Annotated in this window: 21 protein-coding genes; 12 read left to right on the top strand and 9 right to left on the bottom strand. The window is 62.3% G+C overall.

Annotation, left to right across the window (positions count from 1 at the left end; genetic code table 11):
• The first annotated feature begins 22 nt into the window (after positions 1-22).
• Genes folE through WIN67_RS04675 form a run of 4 tightly spaced genes read left to right on the top strand, consistent with a single transcriptional unit; the run spans position 23 to position 1,652 of the window.
• Positions 23-583, top strand: a complete 561-nt coding sequence (folE, locus tag WIN67_RS04690; RefSeq protein WP_102861177.1) for a GTP cyclohydrolase I FolE — start codon at positions 23-25, stop codon at positions 581-583.
• 2 nt (positions 584-585) lie between these two features.
• Positions 586-966, top strand: coding sequence for a dihydroneopterin triphosphate 2'-epimerase (folX, locus tag WIN67_RS04685; protein ID WP_102878391.1), 381 nt, complete (start codon positions 586-588; stop codon positions 964-966).
• 58 nt (positions 967-1,024) lie between these two features.
• Entirely contained in the window at positions 1,025-1,321 is a 297-nt protein-coding gene (locus tag WIN67_RS04680; protein WP_110596025.1) for a DUF1244 domain-containing protein, read from the top strand.
• Positions 1,314-1,652: a HopJ type III effector protein gene (locus WIN67_RS04675; RefSeq protein WP_102861174.1), complete on the top strand. Its 339-nt coding sequence runs from the start codon at positions 1,314-1,316 to the stop codon at positions 1,650-1,652. The genes WIN67_RS04680 and WIN67_RS04675 overlap by 8 nt, the downstream gene beginning before the upstream one ends.
• 67 nt (positions 1,653-1,719) lie before the next feature.
• Here WIN67_RS04675 and trxB read toward each other — a convergent pair whose 3' ends face one another.
• The gene (gene trxB, locus WIN67_RS04670; RefSeq protein WP_060837566.1) at positions 1,720-2,682 is read right to left on the bottom strand and encodes a thioredoxin-disulfide reductase; all 963 of its coding nucleotides are present in this window, start codon (positions 2,680-2,682) and stop codon (positions 1,720-1,722) included.
• A gap of 310 nt (positions 2,683-2,992) precedes the next feature.
• Here trxB and cysZ point away from each other — a divergent pair, with 310 nt between their 5' ends.
• Positions 2,993-3,742, top strand: a complete 750-nt coding sequence (gene cysZ, locus WIN67_RS04665) for a sulfate transporter CysZ (RefSeq protein ID WP_102878389.1) — start codon at positions 2,993-2,995, stop codon at positions 3,740-3,742.
• A 45-nt stretch (positions 3,743-3,787) separates the two neighbouring features.
• Complete coding sequence (locus WIN67_RS04660; protein ID WP_102878388.1) at positions 3,788-5,068, top strand: glycosyltransferase family 4 protein; 1,281 nt, start codon at positions 3,788-3,790, stop codon at positions 5,066-5,068.
• On the opposite strand, the gene WIN67_RS04655 is transcribed toward WIN67_RS04660, so the two are convergent.
• From WIN67_RS04655 to WIN67_RS04645, 3 genes are all read right to left on the bottom strand, one after another.
• Positions 5,065-6,168: an NADH:flavin oxidoreductase gene (locus WIN67_RS04655; protein ID WP_102861171.1), complete on the bottom strand. Its 1,104-nt coding sequence runs from the start codon at positions 6,166-6,168 to the stop codon at positions 5,065-5,067. The genes WIN67_RS04660 and WIN67_RS04655 overlap by 4 nt on opposite strands.
• A gap of 186 nt (positions 6,169-6,354) precedes the next feature.
• Entirely contained in the window at positions 6,355-6,837 is a 483-nt protein-coding gene (locus WIN67_RS04650) for a glutathione peroxidase (protein WP_102861170.1), read from the bottom strand.
• Between the two features lie 122 nt (positions 6,838-6,959).
• Complete coding sequence (locus tag WIN67_RS04645; protein ID WP_102861169.1) at positions 6,960-7,445, bottom strand: FKBP-type peptidyl-prolyl cis-trans isomerase; 486 nt, start codon at positions 7,443-7,445, stop codon at positions 6,960-6,962.
• Here WIN67_RS04645 and WIN67_RS04640 point away from each other — a divergent pair.
• From WIN67_RS04640 to WIN67_RS04630, 3 genes are read left to right on the top strand one after another with little or no spacing between them, the layout of a single operon-like run.
• Positions 7,414-7,752, top strand: a complete 339-nt coding sequence (locus tag WIN67_RS04640) for a DUF3565 domain-containing protein (RefSeq protein WP_102879065.1) — start codon at positions 7,414-7,416, stop codon at positions 7,750-7,752. The genes WIN67_RS04645 and WIN67_RS04640 overlap by 32 nt on opposite strands.
• Positions 7,753-7,809: 57 nt before the next feature.
• Positions 7,810-9,909, top strand: a complete 2,100-nt coding sequence (gene pta, locus WIN67_RS04635) for a phosphate acetyltransferase (RefSeq protein WP_102878385.1) — start codon at positions 7,810-7,812, stop codon at positions 9,907-9,909.
• A complete protein-coding gene (locus tag WIN67_RS04630; protein WP_102878384.1) occupies positions 9,910-10,815 on the top strand; it encodes an acyltransferase in 906 nt (301 codons plus the stop codon). It begins immediately after the preceding gene.
• Positions 10,816-10,935: 120 nt separating this feature from the next.
• On the opposite strand, the gene cysN is transcribed toward WIN67_RS04630, so the two are convergent.
• The 3 genes from cysN to WIN67_RS04615 form a co-directional block, all read right to left on the bottom strand.
• The gene (gene cysN / locus WIN67_RS04625; protein WP_110653379.1) at positions 10,936-12,834 is read right to left on the bottom strand and encodes a sulfate adenylyltransferase subunit CysN; all 1,899 of its coding nucleotides are present in this window, start codon (positions 12,832-12,834) and stop codon (positions 10,936-10,938) included.
• A 9-nt stretch (positions 12,835-12,843) separates the two neighbouring features.
• Entirely contained in the window at positions 12,844-13,761 is a 918-nt protein-coding gene (gene cysD / locus WIN67_RS04620; protein WP_102861165.1) for a sulfate adenylyltransferase subunit CysD, read from the bottom strand.
• A gap of 235 nt (positions 13,762-13,996) precedes the next feature.
• On the bottom strand, positions 13,997-14,755 hold the full coding sequence (locus WIN67_RS04615; protein ID WP_110596022.1) for a Nif3-like dinuclear metal center hexameric protein: 759 nt from the start codon (positions 14,753-14,755) through the stop codon (positions 13,997-13,999).
• Positions 14,756-14,857: 102 nt separating this feature from the next.
• On the opposite strand from WIN67_RS04615, the gene algW reads away from it, so the two are divergent.
• The 3 genes from algW (at position 14,858) to WIN67_RS04600 (ending at position 18,944) form a co-directional block, all read left to right on the top strand.
• Complete coding sequence (gene algW, locus WIN67_RS04610) at positions 14,858-16,012, top strand: Do family serine endopeptidase AlgW (protein ID WP_102878381.1); 1,155 nt, start codon at positions 14,858-14,860, stop codon at positions 16,010-16,012.
• An 85-nt stretch (positions 16,013-16,097) separates the two neighbouring features.
• Entirely contained in the window at positions 16,098-18,203 is a 2,106-nt protein-coding gene (locus WIN67_RS04605) for a TonB-dependent siderophore receptor (RefSeq protein ID WP_110653378.1), read from the top strand.
• 12 nt (positions 18,204-18,215) lie between these two features.
• Positions 18,216-18,944, top strand: a complete 729-nt coding sequence (locus WIN67_RS04600; RefSeq protein ID WP_339070689.1) for a DUF4198 domain-containing protein — start codon at positions 18,216-18,218, stop codon at positions 18,942-18,944.
• An 82-nt stretch (positions 18,945-19,026) separates the two neighbouring features.
• On the opposite strand, the gene hisC is transcribed toward WIN67_RS04600, so the two are convergent.
• Positions 19,027-20,079 (bottom strand): histidinol-phosphate transaminase, encoded by a 1,053-nt coding sequence (gene hisC, locus WIN67_RS04595; protein ID WP_110596057.1) that lies wholly within the window; start codon positions 20,077-20,079, stop codon positions 19,027-19,029.
• 2 nt (positions 20,080-20,081) lie between these two features.
• Complete coding sequence (gene hisD, locus WIN67_RS04590; protein WP_047283941.1) at positions 20,082-21,410, bottom strand: histidinol dehydrogenase; 1,329 nt, start codon at positions 21,408-21,410, stop codon at positions 20,082-20,084.
• Positions 21,411-21,521: the final 111 nt, after the last annotated feature.

The raw sequence follows: 21,521 nt of genomic DNA, 5'->3' as shown, positions 1-21,521 counted from the left end.
CCGGCCCCCACGAGGACCTTGCATGAGCCTTTCCCTGCCCCAACACTACCGCGAGATCCTCAAGGGCCTCGGTGAAGACCCCGAGCGCGAAGGTTTGCTCGACACCCCCAAGCGCGCGGCCAAGGCCATGCAGTACCTGTGTCATGGCTACAGCCAGTCGGTGGACGAGATCGTCAATGGCGCACTGTTCGCCTCCGACAGCGACGAAATGGTGATAGTCGCCGACATCGAGCTGTACTCCCTGTGCGAACATCACCTGCTGCCCTTCATCGGCAAGGCCCATGTGGCTTATATTCCTACCGGCAAGGTGCTGGGGCTGTCGAAGATCGCCCGGATCGTCGATATGTTCGCCAGACGCCTGCAGATCCAGGAAAATCTCACCCGGGAAATCGCCGACGCGGTGCAAAGCGTGACCCAGGCCGCGGGCGTCGCGGTGGTGATCGAAGCCAAGCACATGTGCATGATGATGCGCGGCGTCGAGAAACAGAATTCCACCATGCACACCTCGGTGATGCTCGGCGCCTTTCGCGACTCGAGCACCACTCGCCAGGAATTCCTGCAATTGATTGGACGGAGCAAGTAGCAATGCCACAACTTCAGCCAGGAATGGCTCGTATCCGAGTCAAGGACCTGCTCCTGCGGACCTATATCGGAATCAACGAGGAAGAGATCCTCAACAAGCAGGATGTGCTGATCAACCTGACCATCCTGTACCCCGCCCATGATGCGGTGCGCGACAACGACATCGATCACGCGCTGAACTACCGCACCATCACCAAGGCAATCATTGCCCACGTCGAAGGCAATCGCTTCGCCTTGCTGGAGCGCCTGACCCAGGAACTGCTGGACCTGGTGATGTGCAACCTCTCGGTGCAGTACGCCGAAGTCGAAGTCGACAAACCCCACGCCCTGCGCTTTGCCGAATCGGTATCGATCACCCTCGCGGCCAGCCGCGCTGGCTCATAGAGAACAGCCATAGCGGCAAGCGCCTGTCTTGGCGCTTGCCGCTGCATTGGAGAGTCACATGACCGAACAACAACGCCTGGAACTGGAAGCCGCGGCCTTTCGCCGCCTGGTGGCCCACCTGGACAACCGCAAGGACGTGCAGAACATCGACCTGATGAACCTGGCCGGGTTCTGCCGCAACTGCCTGTCCAAGTGGTACAAGGCCGAGGCCGACGAACGCCAGATCGAGGTCAGCCTCGATGACGCCCGTGAAGTGGTGTACGGCATGCCCTACGCCGAATGGAAAAATCTCTACCAGAAAGAAGCCAGCGCCGAGCAGCAAGCGGCGTTCGCCAAAGGAAAGTCCCATGACTGATCTGAACACCCTGCGCGCCAGCCTGAACAGCGGTGAACACGCTTTTGCCGACACCCTGGCCTTTGTCGCCGCCGGTTACGACTACCAGCCTCAGGCCTTCAACAACGGTGGCGTGGAAAACGCCGCCGGGCAGAACGAAGGCTCGTGCAAGACCCTGGGCCTGGCCCTGTTGGAAGGCCTGAGCGACACAGAAGCCCTGCTGGCCTTCGGCGAGCACTACCGCTCGGTACTGGCCACCCCCGAAGGCACTGACCACGGCAATATCCGCGCCCTGATCGCCCACGGCCTGGCCGGGGTCAAGTTCGCCGCCCAGCCGCTGACTCGCCGCTGATCTGGCTCCGACAAAACCATCACCCATAAAAAAACCGGCTTGCGCCGGTTTTTTTATCGCCTGGAAATCAGTGTGCAGCGTTCTGCAGACCGTCCAGGTAACGCTCGGTGTCCAGTGCCGCCATGCAGCCGGCGCCGGCCGAGGTGATGGCCTGACGGTAAACGTGGTCAGCCACGTCGCCAGCGGCAAAGATGCCCTCGACGCTGGTGGCCGTGGCATTGCCGTCACGACCACCCTGCACCACCAGGTAACCGTCCTTGAGGGTCAACTGGCCTTCGAACAGCGAGGTGTTCGGGGTGTGGCCGATGGCGATGAACACGCCGTCGACTTTCAGCTCGTCGAAGCTGCCGTCGTTGTTCTTCAGGCGCGCACCGGTCACGCCCATGTTGTCGCCCAGGACTTCGTCCAGGTTGGCATTGAGCTTGAGGATGATCTTGCCTTCGGCCACGCGGGCGTTGAGCTTGTCGATCAGGATCTTCTCGGCGCGGAAGGTTTCGCGACGGTGGATCAAGGTCACGGTGCTGGCGATGTTGGCCAGGTACAGGGCTTCTTCGACAGCGGTGTTGCCACCACCGACCACCGCCACCGGTTTGTTGCGATAGAAGAAACCGTCACAGGTAGCGCAGGCCGATACACCCTTGCCCATGAACGCTTCTTCCGAAGGCAGGCCCAGGTAACGGGCGCTGGCGCCGGTGGCGATGATCAGGGCGTCGCAAGTGTAGGTCGCGCTGTCGCCGGTCAGGGTGTAAGGCTTGGCAGCGAAGTCCACGGCATTGATATGGTCGAAGACGATTTCGGTTTCGAAACGCTCGGCGTGCTCGCGCATCCGCTCCATCAGCGCCGGGCCGGTCAGGCCGTGCACGTCGCCAGGCCAGTTGTCGACTTCAGTGGTGGTGGTCAGTTGGCCACCGGCCTGCATGCCGGTGATCAGCAGCGGCTTCAGGTTGGCACGGGCGGCATAGACGGCGGCGCTGTAACCGGCAGGGCCGGAACCGAGAATAATCACACGCGAATGGCGTACTTCAGACATGACTCACTCCTATCGACCGGCCCGGGTGCCCTGGCGCGGAACGCCGGATTGCCGGCTGGAATAAAAAAGGACGGCGAAACCTTGGGGAAGGCTTGAACTCGACCGTCCAAAAAATAATGGGTGAAGCGTATAGAGGGGGCGAAGATTAAGGAAATACGGTTTAACAATCCAGCTCATAGGCGGTCTCTATCCTCAGCAGGCCCATTTGAAAGGGTCTTTGTTACCGTTGATGTCGACCTGTTCACGGTGCTTTCGCCCCCCGGGCAAAGCCGGTAAGGTCGGCGCGTTTTCCATCTGCTCGGAGCGTTCTATGCCCGCCCCCGTACTGTCCGGCCCGCAATACCTGCGTGAAGGCCTGAAGCTGGTCCTCAGTCCCGGCCTGCGCCTGTTCGTGCTACTGCCCCTGGTGATCAACCTGGTGTTGTTCGTCGGATTGATCTATTTCGCCGGCCACCAGTTCAGCCTGTGGATCGACACCCTGATGCCGACCCTGCCGCAATGGCTGAGCTTTCTGAGCTACATCCTCTGGCCGCTGTTCATGGTGCTGGTGGTGTTGATGGTGTTTTTCACCTTCACCATGCTGGCCAATATCATTGCCGCCCCCTTCAACGGCTTTCTATCGGAAAAAGTCGAAATCGTGGTCCGTGGCACCGACGATTTCCCGCCCTTCAGCTGGGGCGAACTGATCGCCATGATCCCCCGCACCCTGTCCCGGGAAATGCGCAAGCTCGGCTACTTCCTGCCCCGGGCCATCGGCCTGTTCATCCTGTCGCTGATCCCGGTGGTCAACCTGATTGCCGCGCCGCTGTGGCTGCTGTTCGGCGTCTGGATGATGGCCATCCAGTACATCGACTACCCGGCGGATAACAACAAGATGAGCTGGCAGGAGATGATCGTCTGGCTGCGGCAGAAGCGCTGGCAGAGCCTGGGTTTTGGCGGCATCGTCTACCTGGCGCTGATGATCCCCTTCGTCAACATCCTGATGATGCCCGCCGCCGTGGCCGGGGCGACGCTGTTCTGGGTGCGTGAGCGCGGGATGGAGAACCTGCCGGCCAAATAAGGCTGGCGTGTCATAAATCCATCATCCAGGCGTCACAATGACGACATGGCCTCAGTCGACACTGAGGTCATGACGACAGCTCTGCACATCACCCTCATCACTGAAACCTTCCCACCGGAAATCAATGGCGTGGCCAATACCCTTGGCCGCCTGTGTGATGGCCTGCGTGCCCGTGGGCATCAGGTGGAACTGGTGCGTCCGCGCCAGGGTTGTGATCAGAGCCGCCCCAGCGACGAGGCCCTGATGCTGTGCCGCGGCTGGCCACTGCCGGGATACCCGGGGCTGCAATGGGGCCAGTCGTCGATGCACAAACTGCTGCGACGCTGGAAACGCCAACGCCCGGACGTGCTCTACATCGCCACCGAGGGCCCGCTGGGGCTGTCCGCGCTGCGGGCGGCGAAACGTCTGGGGATCTCGGTGGTCAGTGGCTTCCATACCAACTTCCAGCAGTATTCCAGCCAGTACGGCCTGGGTTTGCTGACGCGCTTGCTGACCCATTACCTGCGCTGGTTCCACAACCGTTCGAAGCTGACCCTGGTGCCCAGCGCCAGTCAGCGCCTGGAGCTGGAGCGTCGGCACTTCGAACGCCTGGCCCTGCTGTCCCGGGGCGTCGACAGCCAACTGTTCCATCCGGCCAAACGCCTCAATGAGCTGCGCACCCGCTGGGGCCTGGGCAACGATGATCTGGCGGTGATCCATGTCGGGCGCCTGGCCCCGGAGAAGAACCTGAGCCTGCTCAAGCGCTGCTTCGAGCAACTCAAGGCCACTTATCCACAGCGGAAGATGAAACTGATCGTGGTGGGTGACGGCCCACAACGCGCCGCCCTGGAAAAAAGCCTGCCCGAGGCCCTGTTCTGTGGCAGTCAGCGGGGTGAAGCCCTGGCGGCCCATTACGCTTCGGGGGATGTGTTCCTGTTTCCCAGCCTCACGGAAACCTTCGGCAATGTGGTGCTGGAAGCCCTGGCTTCCGGGCTGGCGGTGGTGGCCTACGATCAGGCCGCTGCCGCCCAGCATATCCGCCATGGCTACAACGGCGTGCTGGCCATGCCCGGGGATGAAGGCGCGTTCTGTGAGGCCGCCGGCTGGCTGCTGGAGGAAGCGGAAACCCTGCGCCGGGTACGTCTCAACGCCCGGCAACACGCCAGCCGCCAGGGCTGGCCGGCCGTGATCGCACAGTTTGAGGATCAGTTGCGCAGTGTCTGCCAGCCAGCACCGGTCGTGGATTACGAAGGGATGATCGAAGCGGCGCTGGAACCACGCAGCGCCACAGAGACACTTGGTGCGGCAAGGAGGCTGCCCCCCTCATCGCCCGGGGCCAGAAGTTAAACCAGGGTCGTCAGTGCTTCACGGCTGAACGGCAGGATGTCCTGCTCACGGCCTTCACGGACTTTCTGCGCCCAATCCGGGTCCACCAACAGTGCCCGACCCACGGCCACTAGATCGAACTCGTCGTTGTTCAAGCGCTGCAGCAGGTTTTCCAGGCTGGCCGGCTGCGCCACCTTGTCGGTGTTGACCATGAACTGCAGGAACTCGCCGTCCAGGCCGACGCTGCCCACGGTGATGGTGGGTTTGCCGGTGAGCTTGCGGGTCCAGCCTGCCAGGTTCAGGTCCGAGCCTTCGAACTCCGGCTCCCAGAAGCGTCGCGTCGAACAGTGGAAGATATCCACACCTGCATCTGCCAACGGCTTGAGGAAGGCGCCCAGAGCTTCCGGGGTCTGCACCAGACGCGCGCTGTAATCCTGCTGCTTCCACTGGGAGAAACGCAGGATGATCGGGAAATCCGGGCCGACGGCAGCCCGCACCGCCTGGATCAACTCGATGGCGAAACGCGAGCGCTGCGCCAGGTCGCCGCCGTATTCGTCGGTGCGCTGGTTGGTGCCCTCCCAGAAGAACTGGTCCACCAGGTAACCGTGGGCACCATGGATTTCCACACCGTCCATGCCGATGCTCTGGGCATCCTTGGCGGCCTGGGCAAAGGCTGCGATCACTTCCTGGATGTCCTGGTGGGTCATGCCGTGCACCAGCACCTTGCCGTCCTTGAGCTTCTCGGTCGGGCCATAGCCGGGCACGCTGGCGTCCGGCTCGGTGCCCAGGCGCCGCACATTACCCACATGCCACAGTTGCGGAACGATCTTGCCACCTTCGGCGTGGACCGCATCCACCACCTTCTTCCACCCGGCCAGGGCCGCCTCGCCATGGAACTGCGGCACATTGGGGTAACCATTGGCGGCCTGGTGCCCCACCGTGGTGCCCTCGGTGATGATCAGGCCGACACCCGCAGCAGCGCGGCGACGGTAATACTCGATGACCTTGGCGTTGGGCACGCCACCCGGAGAAAACGAACGGGTCATCGGCGCCATCACTACGCGGCTCGGCAGCTCCAGCGCGCCGAGTTGAAAGGGTTTGAACAAGGCTTGAACAGGCATGCTGCACTCCGACAAAAAGGCTCGAGTCGATACTCGACGCACAAGACTGCGCCGGGTACCTGCCCCGGCGCACTTATGATGAGGATAATATGGCCCCCTCACAGTGCTGCACAGCATTATTGATTTGAGTGATTTAGATGCAAAAACGCCGCATTGCAGCGGCGTGAAAGAGGGGCCCGGCAGTGCTTAGCTCAGGGCTTTTTCGATGGCCTGGACCACAGTCGGATCATCCGGAGCGGTACGGGGCGAGAAACGCGCCAGTACCCGACCGTCCTTGCCCAACAGGAATTTCTCGAAGTTCCAGGTGATATCCCCGGGAAACTCCGCGCCCTCGCCCGCCAGCAAACGGTACAGCTGATGACGCTCGGGACCGTTCACGTCCAGTTTGCTGCTCAAGGGAAAAGTCACCCCGTAATTGAGGCTGCAAAACTCCTGGATCTCCTGCTCGGTGCCCGGTTCCTGCCCGGCGAACTGGTTGCAGGGCAACCCCAGCACGCTGAATCCCTGGGCCTTGTATTGCTGGTAGAGATTCTCCAACGCCGCATATTGTGGTGTCAGACCACATTTGGAGGCGACGTTGACCACCAGCACGACTTGCCCCTTGAAGGGCGCGAGCGGCAGCTCCTGACCATCCAGGGCTTTCAATTTAAGGTCGTGAAAAGCACTCATGACGAACTCCAAATTCCTGTGTTCTTACAGAAAAACAGCCTCTCGACAGTACAGCCAAAAGCCGCGGACTAAAAAGGCGCCCTCGGGCGCCTCTCCAGTAAGCTTGAGCTTAGCGCAGAAAATCAGTGGTGATGGCCACCTTCGCCATGGACGTGACCATGAGCGACTTCTTCCTGGCTGGCATCACGGATGGCAACGATCTTGACCTGGAAGTTCAGGCGCTGACCGGCCAGCGGGTGGTTGCCGTCTACGGTCACGTCGTCACCGTCCAGATCACGGATGGTCACGATCTGCATCTGGCCGTCCGGAGCGGACGCGTGGAACTGCATGCCCACTTCCAGTTCGTCGACGCCTTCGAACATGCTGCGGCTCAGGGTGCTGACCAGTTCGGCAGCGTATTCGCCGTAGGCATCTTCAGGTTCCACGGAGACGTTCAGTTCGTCACCGACTTGCTTGCCTTCCAGAGCCTTTTCCAGACCAGGAATGATGTTACCTGCGCCTTGCAGGTAAACCAGCGGGGCGCCGCCGGCAGAGCTGTCGATGACCTCACCAGCATCGTTGGTGAGGGTATAGTCGATGGAGACAGCCTTATTGGCGGCGATCAGCATGGGGCGGGACCTTTTGCATAAGAATGAAGAACGGGCAAGTTTAGCGAAGCAATCGCTCGAAAGCGAACGGAACCCGGACCAACGGAACGTGAAAAATCACTCGACAATCTGCGGTTTCCATCAGGACGAAGAGGGTCATTGGGTGGCCGAACTGTCCTGTGGGCATACCCAGCACCTGCGTCACTTGCCGCCCTGGCAATCCCGGGCCTGGGTACTGGACCCGCAGTCGCGGGCGGAAAAAATAGGCCAGCGCTTTGACTGCGGCTGGTGTGCTCAAGCACCGGATAACGATAACCTTAGCGCCTGACGACCAGGCAGACGGCTGCAGACCGTCGCCTTTGCCATGCACCTTCTGAGAACTCGCATGCAAACTTTTTTTATCGCGCCCACCGATTTTGGTGTGGGTCTGACCTCCATCAGCCTCGGGCTGGTGCGTACCTTGGAACGGGCCGGCCTCAAGGTCGGCTTTTTCAAGCCCATTGCCCAGCCCCACCCCGGTGATACCGGCCCCGAGCGCTCCACCGAGCTGGTAGCCCGGACCCACGGCCTGAAGCCGCCACAACCCCTGGGCCTGGCCCATGTGGAGCGAATGCTCGGCGACGGCCAGCTGGATGAATTGCTAGAGGAAATCATCACCCTCTACCAGCAGGCCGCCATCGGCAAGGACGTGCTGATCGTCGAAGGCATGGTGCCGACCCGCAGCGCCAGCTACGCAGCCCGGGTCAACCTGCACCTGGCCAAAAGCCTGGATGCCGAAGTGATCCTGGTCTCTGCTCCGGAAAACGAAGTGCTCACCGAGCTGTCGGGACGGGTCGAGTTGCAGGCGCAGTTGTTCGGCGGCCCGCGAGACCCGAAAGTGCTGGGGGTGATCCTCAACAAAGTGCGTACCGACGAAAGCATGGAGGCGTTCTCCGCCCGTTTGAAGGAGCACTCGCCCTTGCTGCGCAGCGGCGACTTCCGCCTGCTGGGCTGCATTCCCTTCCAGCCGGAACTGAACGCACCGCGCACCCGCGACGTAGCCGACCTGATGGGCGCCCAGGTGCTCAATGCCGGGGACTATGAAACCCGGCGCATGACCAAGATCATCATTTGCGCCCGCACCATGCGCAACACCGTGGAACTGCTCAAGCCCGGCGTACTGGTGGTGACCCCGGGGGATCGCGACGACATCATCCTCGCCGTGAGTCTCGCGGCGATCAACGGTGTGCCCCTGGCCGGCCTGCTGCTGACCAGCGACACCCTGCCCGACCCGCGCATCATGGATCTGTGCCGTGGTGCCCTGAACGCCGGCCTGCCGGTGCTGTCGGTCAGCACCGGGTCCTACGACACCGCCAACCAGCTCAATGGCCTGAACAAGGAAATCCCCATCGATGACCGCGAGCGCGCGGAAATCATCACCGACTTCGTCGCCAGCCACCTGGACGCCAACTGGCTGCACCAGCGCTGCGGCACTCCGCGGGAAATGCGCCTGTCGCCGGCGGTGTTCCGCTATCAGTTGATCCAGCGGGCACAGGACGCCAACAAGCGTATCGTCCTGCCCGAAGGCAGCGAACCCTTGACCGTGCAGGCCGCTGCCATCTGCCAAGCCCGGGGCATCGCCCGTTGTGTACTGCTGGCCAAGCCAGAGGAAGTGCATGCGGTAGCCCGGGCCCAGGGCATCGAGTTGCCCGAAGGCCTGGAGATTCTCGACCCGGACCTGATTCGCGAGCGCTACGTGGAGCCCATGGTGGCCCTGCGCAAGAGCAAGAGCCTCAACGCCCCCATGGCCGAGCAGCAACTGGAGGACCCGGTGGTGATCGGCACCGTGATGCTGGCCCTGGATGAGGTGGATGGCCTGGTATCGGGGGTCATCCATTCCACCGCCAACACCATTCGCCCGGCCCTGCAACTGATCAAGACCGCCCCGGGCTGCACCCTGGTGTCCTCGGTATTCTTCATGCTGTTCCCCGAGCAGGTGCTGGTCTACGGCGACTGCGTGATGAACCCGCACCCCAGCGCCAGCGAACTGGCGGAGATCGCCCTGCAGAGTGCCGACTCGGCGGCGGCGTTCGGCATTACTCCAAGAGTGGCCATGATCAGCTACTCCAGCGGCGACTCGGCCAGCGGCGAAGAAGTGGAGAAAGTCCGCGAGGCGACCCTGCTGGCCCATGAAGCCCAGCGTTCGCTGTTGATCGACGGCCCGCTGCAATACGATGCCGCGGCCAACGAAAACGTCGCCCGGCAACTGGCCCCCAACAGCCAGGTGGCAGGCAAGGCCACGGTTTTCGTGTTCCCCGACCTGAACACCGGCAACACCACCCACAAGGCCGTGCAACGCAGTGCCGATTGCGTGAGCCTGGGGCCGATGCTGCAAGGCCTGCGCAAGCCTGTGAACGACCTGCCCCGGGGCGCCCAGGTGGATGACATTGTCTACACCATCGCCCTGACCGCGATTCAAGCCGCCAACCGACCCATGGATGCCTAAATGCTGGAATTTCTACCTGCCGCTGTGCGCGGGATCATCGCCTCGATCCTGCTGGCGCTGAACACCATCCTGCTGTGCTCGTTCCTGTTCTGCGTGGCGATCTGCAAGGCCCTGCCCTTCGCCCTCACCCAGCGCTTCACCCACTGGCTGATGAACCACACCCACGAAGCCTGGATCAGCAACAACAAGGCCTGGATGCAGCTGGTGTGCCGCACTCGCTGGCACCTGCAGGGCCTTGAAGGCCTGGATTACCAGCACTCCTATCTGGTCACCAGCAACCATCAGAGCTGGGTCGACATCATGGTGCTGCAGTACGTGCTCAACCGCCGCATCCGCCCGCTGAAGTTCTTCCTCAAGCAGGAACTGATCTGGGTGCCGGTGATTGGCCTCGCCTGGTGGGCCCTGGGCTTTCCGTTCATGAAGCGCTACTCCAAGGCCTACCTGGAAAAGCATCCGGAGAAAAAGGGCAAGGACCTGGAAACCACCCGCAAGACCTGCGCGAAGTTCCGCAACAACCCGGTGGGGATCTTCAACTTCGTCGAAGGCACGCGCTTCACCGAAGGCAAGCATGCCCAGCAACAGTCGCCGTTCCGCTACCTGCTCAAGCCCAAGGCCGGCGGCATCGCCTTTGTCCTGGATGCCATGGGCGAGCAATTGCAATCGATCATCGATGTGACCATCCACTACCCCGCTGGCCGGCCCGGTTTCTGGGACCTGCTGTGCGGCAGGGTCAAGGAGGTGGTGGTGCGCTTTGAGGAGGTGCAGATTCCACCGCAGTTCATTGGCAAGAACTACGAGCAGGACACGACCTATCGCCAGGCATTCCAGGGCTGGATCAACCAGCAGTGGCTGGACAAGGACGCGCTGCTGGAAGAACTGCATCGCGAGTATCCGGCAAAGCCCTGAGGGCCTGTTCGCTGGCAGGCCAGCGCCTGCGTAGCTGCACCGTCCTGGCCGGCTAACGCTATCTGCAGCGCACAAAAAAGCCCGCAGCCGATCACTCGACTGCGGGCTTTTGGCTACGGCTTAGATCGCGCCGCGGCTACGCAACAGGTCCAGCACCTGCTTGACGCTCTCTTCCACCGACAGCGCCTGGGTGTCGATCACCAGATCGGCATTGAGCGGTACGTCATAGGGGAAGGATTCGCCCGGGATGTTGTCCCCAGCGGCAGCGTACAGGCCTTGAGGATCACGCTCGGCACACACCGCAGGCGATGCCTGGACGTAAACCGTCAGCAGACGATCCTTGCCGATCAGGTCCTTGGCCTGCTCGCGCCCTTCGGCACTCGGCGCCACGAACGCGGCCAAGGTCAGCAGGCCAGCTTCGTTGAACTGACGGGCCACGTGAGCCGCACGGCGCCAGTTCTCGGTACGCCCGGCACGATCCTGTGGCAGGCCTTTGTTCAAGTCATGCCGCAAGTTCTGGCCATCGAGCACATACACCGCACGGCCCATGTCGAACAGCTTGCGCTCCACCGCATAAGCCAGGGTGCTCTTGCCAGCGCCCGACAGGCCGCTGAACAGCACGGTGGCCGGTTGCTGGCCGAAACGCAGGGCACGCTCCTCAGTGGCCACATGGGCCAGCTTGCCGTGATGGGTGACGCTGCCATGGGCCACTGGCTGGGCGATGATCATGCCGGCGCCGACGGTGCCGTTGGTCAAGCGGTCGATAACGATGAAAGCACCGGTGGTGCGGTTGCTTTCGTAGCCATCCAGGGCAATCGGCGCGTCGAGGCTGATCTTGACCTTGCCGATCTCGTTCAGTTGCAGCGCGCTGGCCGCCCCCTCTTCCAGGGTGTTCACATCAACCTTGTGAGTGATGCTGGCAATCGAACCCGGCACGTAGCTGGTGGCGCGCTTGATGTCGTATTTCTTGCCCGGCAGCATCGGCTCTTCGGCCATCCACACCAGCATGGCTTCGAAGCTGTCGGTGACCGGCGGCACGTTGTCGGCATGCACCAGCAGGTCGCCACGGGAGATGTCGATCTCGTCTTCCATGGTCAGGGTCACGGCCTGGCCTGGACCTGCCTGCTCCAGCTCGCCCTCGAAGGTGACGATGGACTTGACCCGGCTGCTCTTGCCCGACGGCAGCACCACGACTTCGTCGCCCTTGTGCACGATGCCGCTGGCCAGGGTGCCGGCAAAACCACGGAAGTTCAGGTTCGGACGGTTGACGTACTGCACCGGGAAACGCAGGTCGGTGAAGTTGCGGTCACCCGCCACTTCCACAGTCTCGAGAATTTCCATCAGCGACTGGCCGGTGTACCAGGGCGAACGCTCGCTCTTGTTCACCACGTTGTCGCCCTTGAGGGCCGACATTGGCACGAAGTGCAGGCTGGTGGGCTGGATCTTCAAACCCTGGGCAAACTTCAGGTAGTCGGCCTTGATCGACTCGAACACGCCCTGGTCGAAGTCCTTGAGGTCCATCTTGTTGATGGCCACGACGATGTGTTTGATGCCCAGCAGGGAGGCGATGAAGCTGTGACGACGGGTCTGGGTCTGCACGCCGTAGCGGGCGTCCACCAGGATGATCGCCAGGTCACAGGTGGAAGCACCGGTGGCCATGTTGCGGGTGTACTGCTCATGGCCGGGGGTGTCGGCGATGATGAACTTGCGCTTGGCGGTGGAGAAATAACGATAGGCGACATCGATGGTGATGCCCTGCTCGCGCTCGGCCTGCAAGCCGTCGACCAGCAACGCCAGGTCGATGTCGTCACCGGTGGTGCCGACCTTCTTCGAATCCCGGGTAATGGCTTCCAGATGGTCTTCGTAGATCATCTTCGAGTCGTGCAGCAGACGCCCGATCAGGGTGCTCTTGCCGTCGTCGACGTTACCGCAGGTGAGAAAGCGCAGCAGCTCTTTGCGTTCGTGCTGGCCCAGGTAAGCGAGGATGTCCTCGCTGATCAAATCAGATTGATGCGACATGACAGCCCCTTAGAAATAACCCTGACGTTTTTTATCTTCCATCGAGCCGGCGCCATCGTGGTCGATGACCCGACCCTGGCGCTCGGAAGTTCGCGTCAGGAGCATTTCCTGGATGATGTCCGTCAGGCTCTCGGCCTCGGACTCCACCGCGCCCGTCAACGGGTAGCAGCCAAGGGTACGGAAACGCACTTTCTTCTTGACGATGCGGGCTTTCTCTTCATCGGACAGATGCTCGAGGATGCGCTGGTCATCGATCATGATCAGGGTGCCGTTCTTCTCGATCACTTCACGCTCGGCGGCGAAGTACAGCGGCACGATCGGGATGCCTTCCAGGTAGATGTACTGCCAGATGTCCAGCTCGGTCCAGTTGGACAGCGGGAACACGCGGATCGACTCGCCCTTGTTGACCTTGCCGTTGTAGACGTTCCACAGCTCGGGGCGCTGGTTCTTCGGGTCCCAGCGGTGCTTGCTGTCGCGGAACGAGTAGACGCGCTCCTTGGCGCGGGACTTCTCTTCATCACGACGGGCACCGCCGAATGCGGCGTCGAAACCGTACTTGTCCAGAGCCTGCTTGAGGCCCTCGGTCTTCATGATGTCGGTGTGCTTGGCACTGCCGTGGGTGAACGGGTTGATGCCCTGGGCCACGCCATCCGGGTTGACGTGGGTGATCAGGTCCAGCCCCAGCTCCTCGACCATGCGATCGCGGAACTTGTACATTTCCTGGAATTTCCACTGGGTATCGACGTGCATCACCGGGAACGGCAGCTTGCCGGGGAAGAACGCCTTGCGGGCCAGATGCAACATCACGGCGGAGTCTTTACCGATGGAGTACAGCATCACCGGGTTGTCGAACTCGGCGGCCACCTCGCGGATGATGTGGATGCTTTCCGCCTCCAGCTGTTTCAGATGCGTCAGTTTGTCGACCATGGCTACTCACGAAAGCTTTCTTATGGACGGCCAGCGGGCCGTGTTCGAGCGGGGCATGCTAGCACAGCGACCTGCTTCTAATCAGGACGCCAACTAGAACGAAACGGTATATGAATATACCGCTCCGTTAGCCTCCAAACGCCCCTCTGTAGGAGCTGGCTTGCCAGCGAAGGCGCTTGCAAGCGCACCTCAGGGCTGAAGATCTTTTTGCCGGCAAGCCGGCTCCTGCACGGGGTCAGATCGGGTTGGGGCAGTCGATGAACAGGTGCTCCAGGGCGAAGCGCCGGGCCAGGTAGTCGCCCAGGGCCTGGACGCCATAACGCTCAGTGGCGTGGTGACCGGCAGCAATGAAGCTGATGTCGTTTTCCCGGGCGCTGTGGAAGGTCTGTTCCGAAGCCTCACCACTCAGGTACAGGTCAACGCCGGCCTGGACCGCCTGGTCGATATAGCCCTGGCCGCCGCCGGTGCACCAGCCGACCCGGCGAATCATCTCGCTGCCTTCGATCAGCAAGGGTTCGCGGCCCATCACTTCTTGCACCCGCCGGGCAAAGTCCCGCGCCGTCATGGGTTCGCTGAGGGAACCGACCAGACCGACGACCTTGGGGTTCTCCGGGTCCAATGGGCCTTCGACGGTGATATCCAACTGCCGGGCCAACTGCACGTTGTTGCCCACCTCCGGGTGCAGGTCCAGGGGCAGGTGATAGGCCAAGAGGCTGATGTCGTGCCTGAGCAGGGTTTTCAACCTACGCTGCTTCATTCCGGTGATGCAGGGGTTTTCGCCTTTCCAGAAGTAGCCGTGATGCACCAGCACCAGATCGGCCTTGGCCTCCACGGCTGCGTCCAGCAACGCCTGGCTGGCGGTCACGCCACTGACGATGCGCATCACCTGCGGGCGTCCTTCGACTTGCAAGCCATTGGGGCAATAGTCGGCGATGCGTGAACTGCCCAGGTAGCGGTCCGCTTCTTCCACCAGTGTGCTCAGGGCAACGGCCATAAAAGACTCCTAAATATCCCGTTCAGAGGCGCGCGCGGCCTCGTATAATGCGCGACATTATGGGCCGTGCGCAGCCCTTCGTAACCACCCAGGACTTGCTCAATGCTCAAGGCTCTGCGTTTTTTTGGCTGGCCGCTACTGGCCGGCGTGCTTATCGCGTTGTTGATTATTCAGCGTTATCCGCAATGGGTCGGGCTACCCAGCCTGGACGTCAACCTGCAGCAAGCTCCGCAAACCACCAGCACCCAGCAGGGGCCAGTCTCCTACGCCGATGCGGTACTGATTGCCGCGCCCGCGGTGGTCAACCTGTACACCACCAAAGTGATCAACAAACCCGCGCATCCGCTGTTTGAAGACCCGCAGTTCCGGCGTTTCTTCGGCGACAACCTGCCCAAGCAGCAGCGCATGGAGTCAAGCCTGGGTTCCGGGGTGATCATGAGCCCCGAAGGCTACCTGCTGACCAACAACCACGTGACCTCCGGCGCCGAGCAGATCGTGGTGGCGCTCAAGGATGGCCGTGAAACCCTGGCAAGGGTCATCGGCAGCGATCCGGAAACCGATCTGGCGGTACTCAAGATCGACTTGAAAAAACTGCCTTCGATCACCGTCGGCCGCTCGGAAAACGTCCGTGTCGGTGACGTCGCCCTGGCCATCGGCAACCCGTTCGGGGTCGGCCAGACCGTGACCATGGGCATCATCAGCGCCACCGGGCGCAACCAGCTGGGCCTGAACAACTACGAAGACTTCATCCAGACCGATGCCGCGATCAACCCAGGCAACTCTGGTGGTGCACTGGTAGACGCCAACGGCAACCTGACCGGGATCAACACCGCCATCTTCTCCAAGTCCGGCGGTTCCCAGGGCATCGGCTTCGCGATCCCGATCAAACTGGCCATGGAGGTGATGAAATCGATCATCGAGCATGGCCAGGTGATCCGTGGCTGGCTGGGCATCGAAGTGCAGCCGCTGACCCAGGAGCTGGCAGAGTCCTTCGGCCTGGCCGGGCGGCCTGGAATCGTGGTGGCCGGGATCTTCCGCGACGGTCCGGCGCAGAAGGCCGGTATGCAGCTGGGTGATGTGATTCTCAGCATCGACGGCGAACCCGCCGGCGATGGTCGTCGTTCGATGAATCAGGTGGCGCGGATCAAGCCGACGGACAAAGTCTCGATCCAGGTCATGCGCAACGGCAAGGAACTCAAGCTGACCGCAGAAATCGGCCTGCGTCCGCCGCCCGCACCGGTCAAAGAAGAAGAGTGAATGTGCGCCCGGCCATGCCGGGCTAACAACATACATTCTCATCAGTCATGTTATATTGTTTCAATATTGCTATTGGAACAGCCCGATGACGTCCCGAAAAATCCTCCCCTTGGCAGGCCTGACCCTAGGCCTGCTGGCAGACCCGCTGCTTGCCGAAGAACCGCAGTCGCTGGAACTTGAAACCACCCGCATCACCACCGAATACGAGTCTGCCAGCGGCCCGGTCAAAGGTTACCGGGCCACTCGCTCGGCCAGCGCCACCAAGACTGACACGGCAATCCGCGATATCCCGCAGTCCATCAGCGTGATCCCCGCCAGCGTGCTCAAGGACCTGGGCAGCAGTAACGTCGAGCGGGCCCTGGAGTTCGCCGGAGGGGTCTCCAAGCAGAACAACTTCGGCGGCCTGACCCTGTATGAATACAGCGTGCGCGGCTTCACCACCTCGGAGTTCTACAAGGACGGTTTCAGCGCCAATCGCGGTTATCCCAGCACCCCGGATGCGGCCAATATCGAGCGCATCGAAGTGCTCAAGGGACCGGCGGCCAGCCTTTATGGCCGGGGCGATCCCGGCGGCACGGTGAACATCGTCACCAAGAAACCTCAGCCCGAAGCCTTCGCCACCCTGCAGACCAGCGCCGGCAGCTGGGACCGCTACCGCACCGCCCTGGACCTCAACACCCCGCTGGATGACCAGGGCAACCTGCTGTCCCGGGTCAACCTGGCGGTGGAGGACAACCACAGCTTCCGCGACCATGTGGACAGCCGCCGGTTGTTCGTCGCCCCTTCCTTCAGTTGGCAGCTGAACCCGGACACCAGCCTGCTGGTGGAGAGCGAGTTCGTGCGCCACAGCTCGACCTTCGACCGCGGCATCGTCGCGCCCAACAATCGCTGGAGCGGCGTCTCGCGCTCGACCTTCCTCGGTGAACCCAACGACGGCAACATCGACAACCACAACACCATGCTCCAGGCCGCCCTGGAACATCACCTCAACGACAGCTGGAAGCTGCGCCTGGCCAGCCACTACAAGGAAGGCAAGTTGTGGGGCTTCGCCTCGGAAACCCGCCCCCTGAATGCCGACCAGCACACCGTCAACCGGCGCTATCGCGAGCGCGACAACAACTGGCACGACAGCATCACCCAACTGGAACTGCGCGGCCTGTTCGACATCGGCAGTTGGCAGCACGAGCTGCTGATCGGCAGCGAATACGAGAACTACCGCAAGAACGAGCGGGTCACCACCATCGCCGGCGGCGCCTACGCTGTCGACATCTACGACCCGATCTACGGCCAGGCCAAGCCCAACGGCAAACGTTCCGGCACGGACTTTTTCGAACATGTCGAAAGCCAGGCCCTCAACCTGCAGGACCAGATTGTCTTCAACGACCGCTTGCGCGGCATGCTCGGCGCACGCTTCGAACATTTCGAGCAACGGATCGACGACCACACCACCGGCAAGCGCAGCCGCCAGAGCCACGACGCCCTGACCCAGCGCGCCGGCCTGCTGTATCAACTGACTCCGCAGTTGGGGCTGTTCGCCAACGCCTCCACCTCGTTCAAGCCCAACAACGGACTGGATGCGGCCGGCAAGACCTTCAAGCCCGAGGAAGGGGTCGGTTATGAAGTGGGGATCAAGAGCGAGCTGTTCGACGAACGCCTGAGCGCCACCCTCGCCGCCTTCCATATCGACAAGGAAAACGTCCTGGCCCTGGACCCCGGCACCGACTCCAGCCGCGCCGTGGGCAAGGCCCGCAGCCAGGGCTTCGACGTGCAAGTGACCGGCCAGTTGACCGATGCGGTGCGGGTGATTGGTGCCTATGCGCTGATCGATGCCGAGGTCACCAAGGGCGATCGGGCGATCCCCGCCGGCAGTCGCATACTCGGCGTGGCCAAGCACAGTGGCAGCCTGTTGGGCGTCTATGAGTTCCAGGACGGACGACTCAAAGGCTCGGACGTCGGCGCCGCCCTGACCTACGTCGGCGATCGCTCGGGCGAGGCCGGAGGCCGCTTCGAGTTGCCCGCCTACCGCACCCTGGACCTGCTGGCCCACTACAAGGCCAGCGACAACCTGACCCTGGGCCTGAACCTGAACAACCTGTTCGACGAGAGGTACTACGAGCGCTCCTACAGCAACTACTGGGTCAACCCCGGCGAGCCGCGCAACTTCACCGTCAGCCTGACACTCAACCTGTAGCCGGAAATCGCCATGCACAACCTCAAATCAATCGCCCTGCTGGGCCTGCTCGCCACCCTGGGTACAACCCAGGCCTCGGCCCACGGTCTATGGACCGAACAGCGCCGCGGCAATATCGAAGTGATCTACGGCCACGGCGCCGAAGACGACGCCTTCAAGGCCAAGAAGGTCAGTGGTGCCTGGGCCTACGACGCCGCAGCCAGAATGATTCCAGTGACCGTGCAACGCCTGGCCGACCACGCGCGCCTGCAACCACTCAAGCCACCGGCGGTGCTGGCCGTGGCGCTGGACAACGGTCCGTGGTCGCAAACGGCGGACAAACGCTGGGTCAACCAAGGGCGCAGCAAAGTCCCGGGGGCCATCGCCTCGACCCACACCTTCAAGTACAACCTGGCGATCTATCAAGCGGGGGCGAAGCTGCCCAAGCTGGAACAGCTCAAGCTACTGATCCTGCCGGAAGTCGACCCGCTGACCGTGGGCCAGGGCAACAGCCTGCCGGTGCGGGTACTGCTGGATGGGCAGCCCGTGGCTGGGGTCAAGTTGATCGGCGATTACCGCAATGCACCGAGCACCCTGAGCACCGAAACCGATGCCCAGGGACGCGCTCAAGTGTTGGTGAGAAATGAAGGCTTGAACGTGATTGCCGCAGAGCTTGAAGTGCCGCTCAAGGACGACCCGGATGTAGCTTCACGCGGCCTGTTCAGCTCCCTGACCTTCCTCGGCGAGCCGCACCACGAGTGAGAGCAGCCGGGGGCTGCAGCTACAAGCGGCAAGCTTGTAGCTGCAAGCGAGAGGCTCCAAGCATTGGCTCTGGGCTTCTAACTTAAAGCTGCCCCAATCCGTCGATCAGCGCCTGGTTCTGCTCCGGCGTGCCGATGCTGATGCGCAGGAATTGGGCGATCCGTTCCTGCTTGAAGTGACGCACTATCACCCCTTGCTCACGCAGCTTGGCCGCCAGGCCGGCTGCGTCGTGCTGGGGGTGGCGGGCAAAGATGAAGTTGGCCGCCGACGGCAATACTTCAAAACCCTTGGCCTGCAACTGCGCCACCACCCACTCACGACTGTCGATCACCCGTTGGCAGGTCTTGGCAAAGTACTCGCGGTCCTCGAAGGCCGCCGCTGCACCCACAATGGCCAGGCGATCCAGAGGGTAGGAGTTGAAGCTGTTCTTGATCCGCTCCAGGGCCTCGATCAGGTCCGGATGCCCCACCGCCAGGCCCACCCGCAGGCCGGCCAGAGAGCGCGACTTGGACAGAGTCTGGGTCACCAGCAGGTTGGGGTAGCGGTCCACCAGACTGATGGCAGTCTGGCCACCGAAGTCGATATAGGCTTCGTCCACGACCACCACCGAATCCGGGCTGGCCTGGAGGATCTGCTCCACCGCGTCCAGGGCCAGCAAGCAGCCGGTGGGCGCATTCGGGTTGGGGAAGATGATCCCGCCGTTGGGCTGGGCGTAGTCGGCCACACGGATCTGGAACTGTTCATCCAGGGGCACCGCCTGGTAGTCGATGCCGTACAGGCCGCAGTACACCGGGTAGAAGCTGTAGCTGATGTCCGGGAACAGCAGCGGCTTATCCTGCTGCAGCAGGCCATGGAAAATGTGCGCCAGGACTTCGTCGGAACCGTTGCCGAGGAATACCTGATTGCCCTGCACCCCGTAATAGCGGGCCACCGCCTGCTTGAGCAGGTCGCTGTTGGGGTCGGGATACAGGCGCAGGTTGTCATTGAGCTCGGCCTGCATCGCCGCCAGGGCCTTGGGCGACGGGCCATAGGGGTTTTCGTTGGTGTTGAGCTTGACCAGCTTGGTCAGCTTGGGTTGTTCGCCCGGCACGTAGGGCACCAGGTTCTTGACGAACGGACTCCAGAATTTGCTCATGTTCATTGCCCCTGATCTTGGTCGTCGACGATGCGGTATTCGGCGCTGCGGGCGTGGGCGGTCAGCGACTCGCCACGGGCCAGCACCGAGGCGGTCCGCCCCAGCTCGGACGCGCCCTGCTCGGAGCAGAAAATGATCGACGAGCGTTTCTGGAAGTCATACACCCCCAGCGGTGAGGAGAAACGCGCAGTACCGGACGTCGGCAGCACGTGGTTCGGCCCGGCGCAGTAATCGCCCAGCGCCTCGGAGGTGTGACGGCCCATGAAGATCGCCCCGGCGTGGCGGATCTGCGGCAGCCAGGCTTGCGGGTCGGCCACCGACAACTCCAGGTGCTCGGGGGCAATGCGGTTGGCCACGTCCATGGCTTGCTGCATGTCGCGAACCTGGATCAGCGCGCCACGGCCGTTGATCGAGGTGTTGATGATTTCTGCGCGCTCCATGGTCGGCAGCAGCTTGGCGATGCTCGCCGCCACCTTGTCGAGGAACTCGGCGTCCGGGCTGACCAGGATTGCCTGGGCGTCTTCGTCGTGCTCAGCCTGGGAAAACAGGTCCATGGCGATCCAGTCCGGATCGGTCTGGCCGTCACAGACCACGAGGATCTCCGACGGGCCGGCGATCATGTCGATCCCGACCTGGCCAAACACGTGGCGCTTGGCGGTGGCCACATAGATGTTGCCCGGGCCGACCACCTTGTCCACCTGGGGCACGCTTTCGGTGCCGTAGGCCAGCGCGGCCACGGCCTGGGCGCCACCGATGGTGAACACCCGGTCGACCCCGGCGATGCAGGCAGCGGCCAGTACCAGCTCGTTGACTTCACCACGGGGGGTCGGCACCACCATCACCACCTCGGTCACGCCCGCCACCTTGGCCGGGATCGCGTTCATCAGCACCGATGACGGGTAAGACGCCTTGCCCCCCGGTACATACAGGCCGGCGCGGTCCAGCGGGGTGACTTTCTGGCCCAGTACCGTGCCGTCGGCCTCGGTGTAGCTCCAGGAGTCCTGTTTCTGCTTCTCGTGGTAGCTGCGCACCCGCGCCGCGGCCTTTTCCAGGGCTTCGCGCTGGGCCACGGTGATTCGGGTCAGGGCCAGTTCCAAGCGCTCGCGAGGCAGGATCAGGTCGGCCATGGAGGCCACTTGCAGGCCGTCGAAACGCTGGGTGAACTCCACCAGCGCCGCATCGCCGCGCTCGCGCACGGCCTTGATGATGTCCAGCACCCGCTGATTGACCGAATCGTCAGAGACACTTTCCCAGCTCAGCAGATGATCCAGATGACGGGCGAAATCCGGGTCGGCAGCGTTGAGTCGGCGAATTGCAGTCGGAGCGGTCATAGCGAAGGCCTCAATGATTGGCGAGTGCACAAAAGGGCAAGCTTGGATTTGCAAAGCTCAGGCGCCGCAAGACTACCAAGCCATCCGCGTGGGCACCTGAGCATTCTGGCT

This window comes from Pseudomonas idahonensis (assembly GCF_037903935.1).
Lineage (GTDB): Bacteria > Pseudomonadota > Gammaproteobacteria > Pseudomonadales > Pseudomonadaceae > Aquipseudomonas > Aquipseudomonas danubii.
The sequence above is the reverse complement of the archived record's forward strand: the minus strand, read 5'-3'. Positions and strand labels throughout refer to the sequence as shown.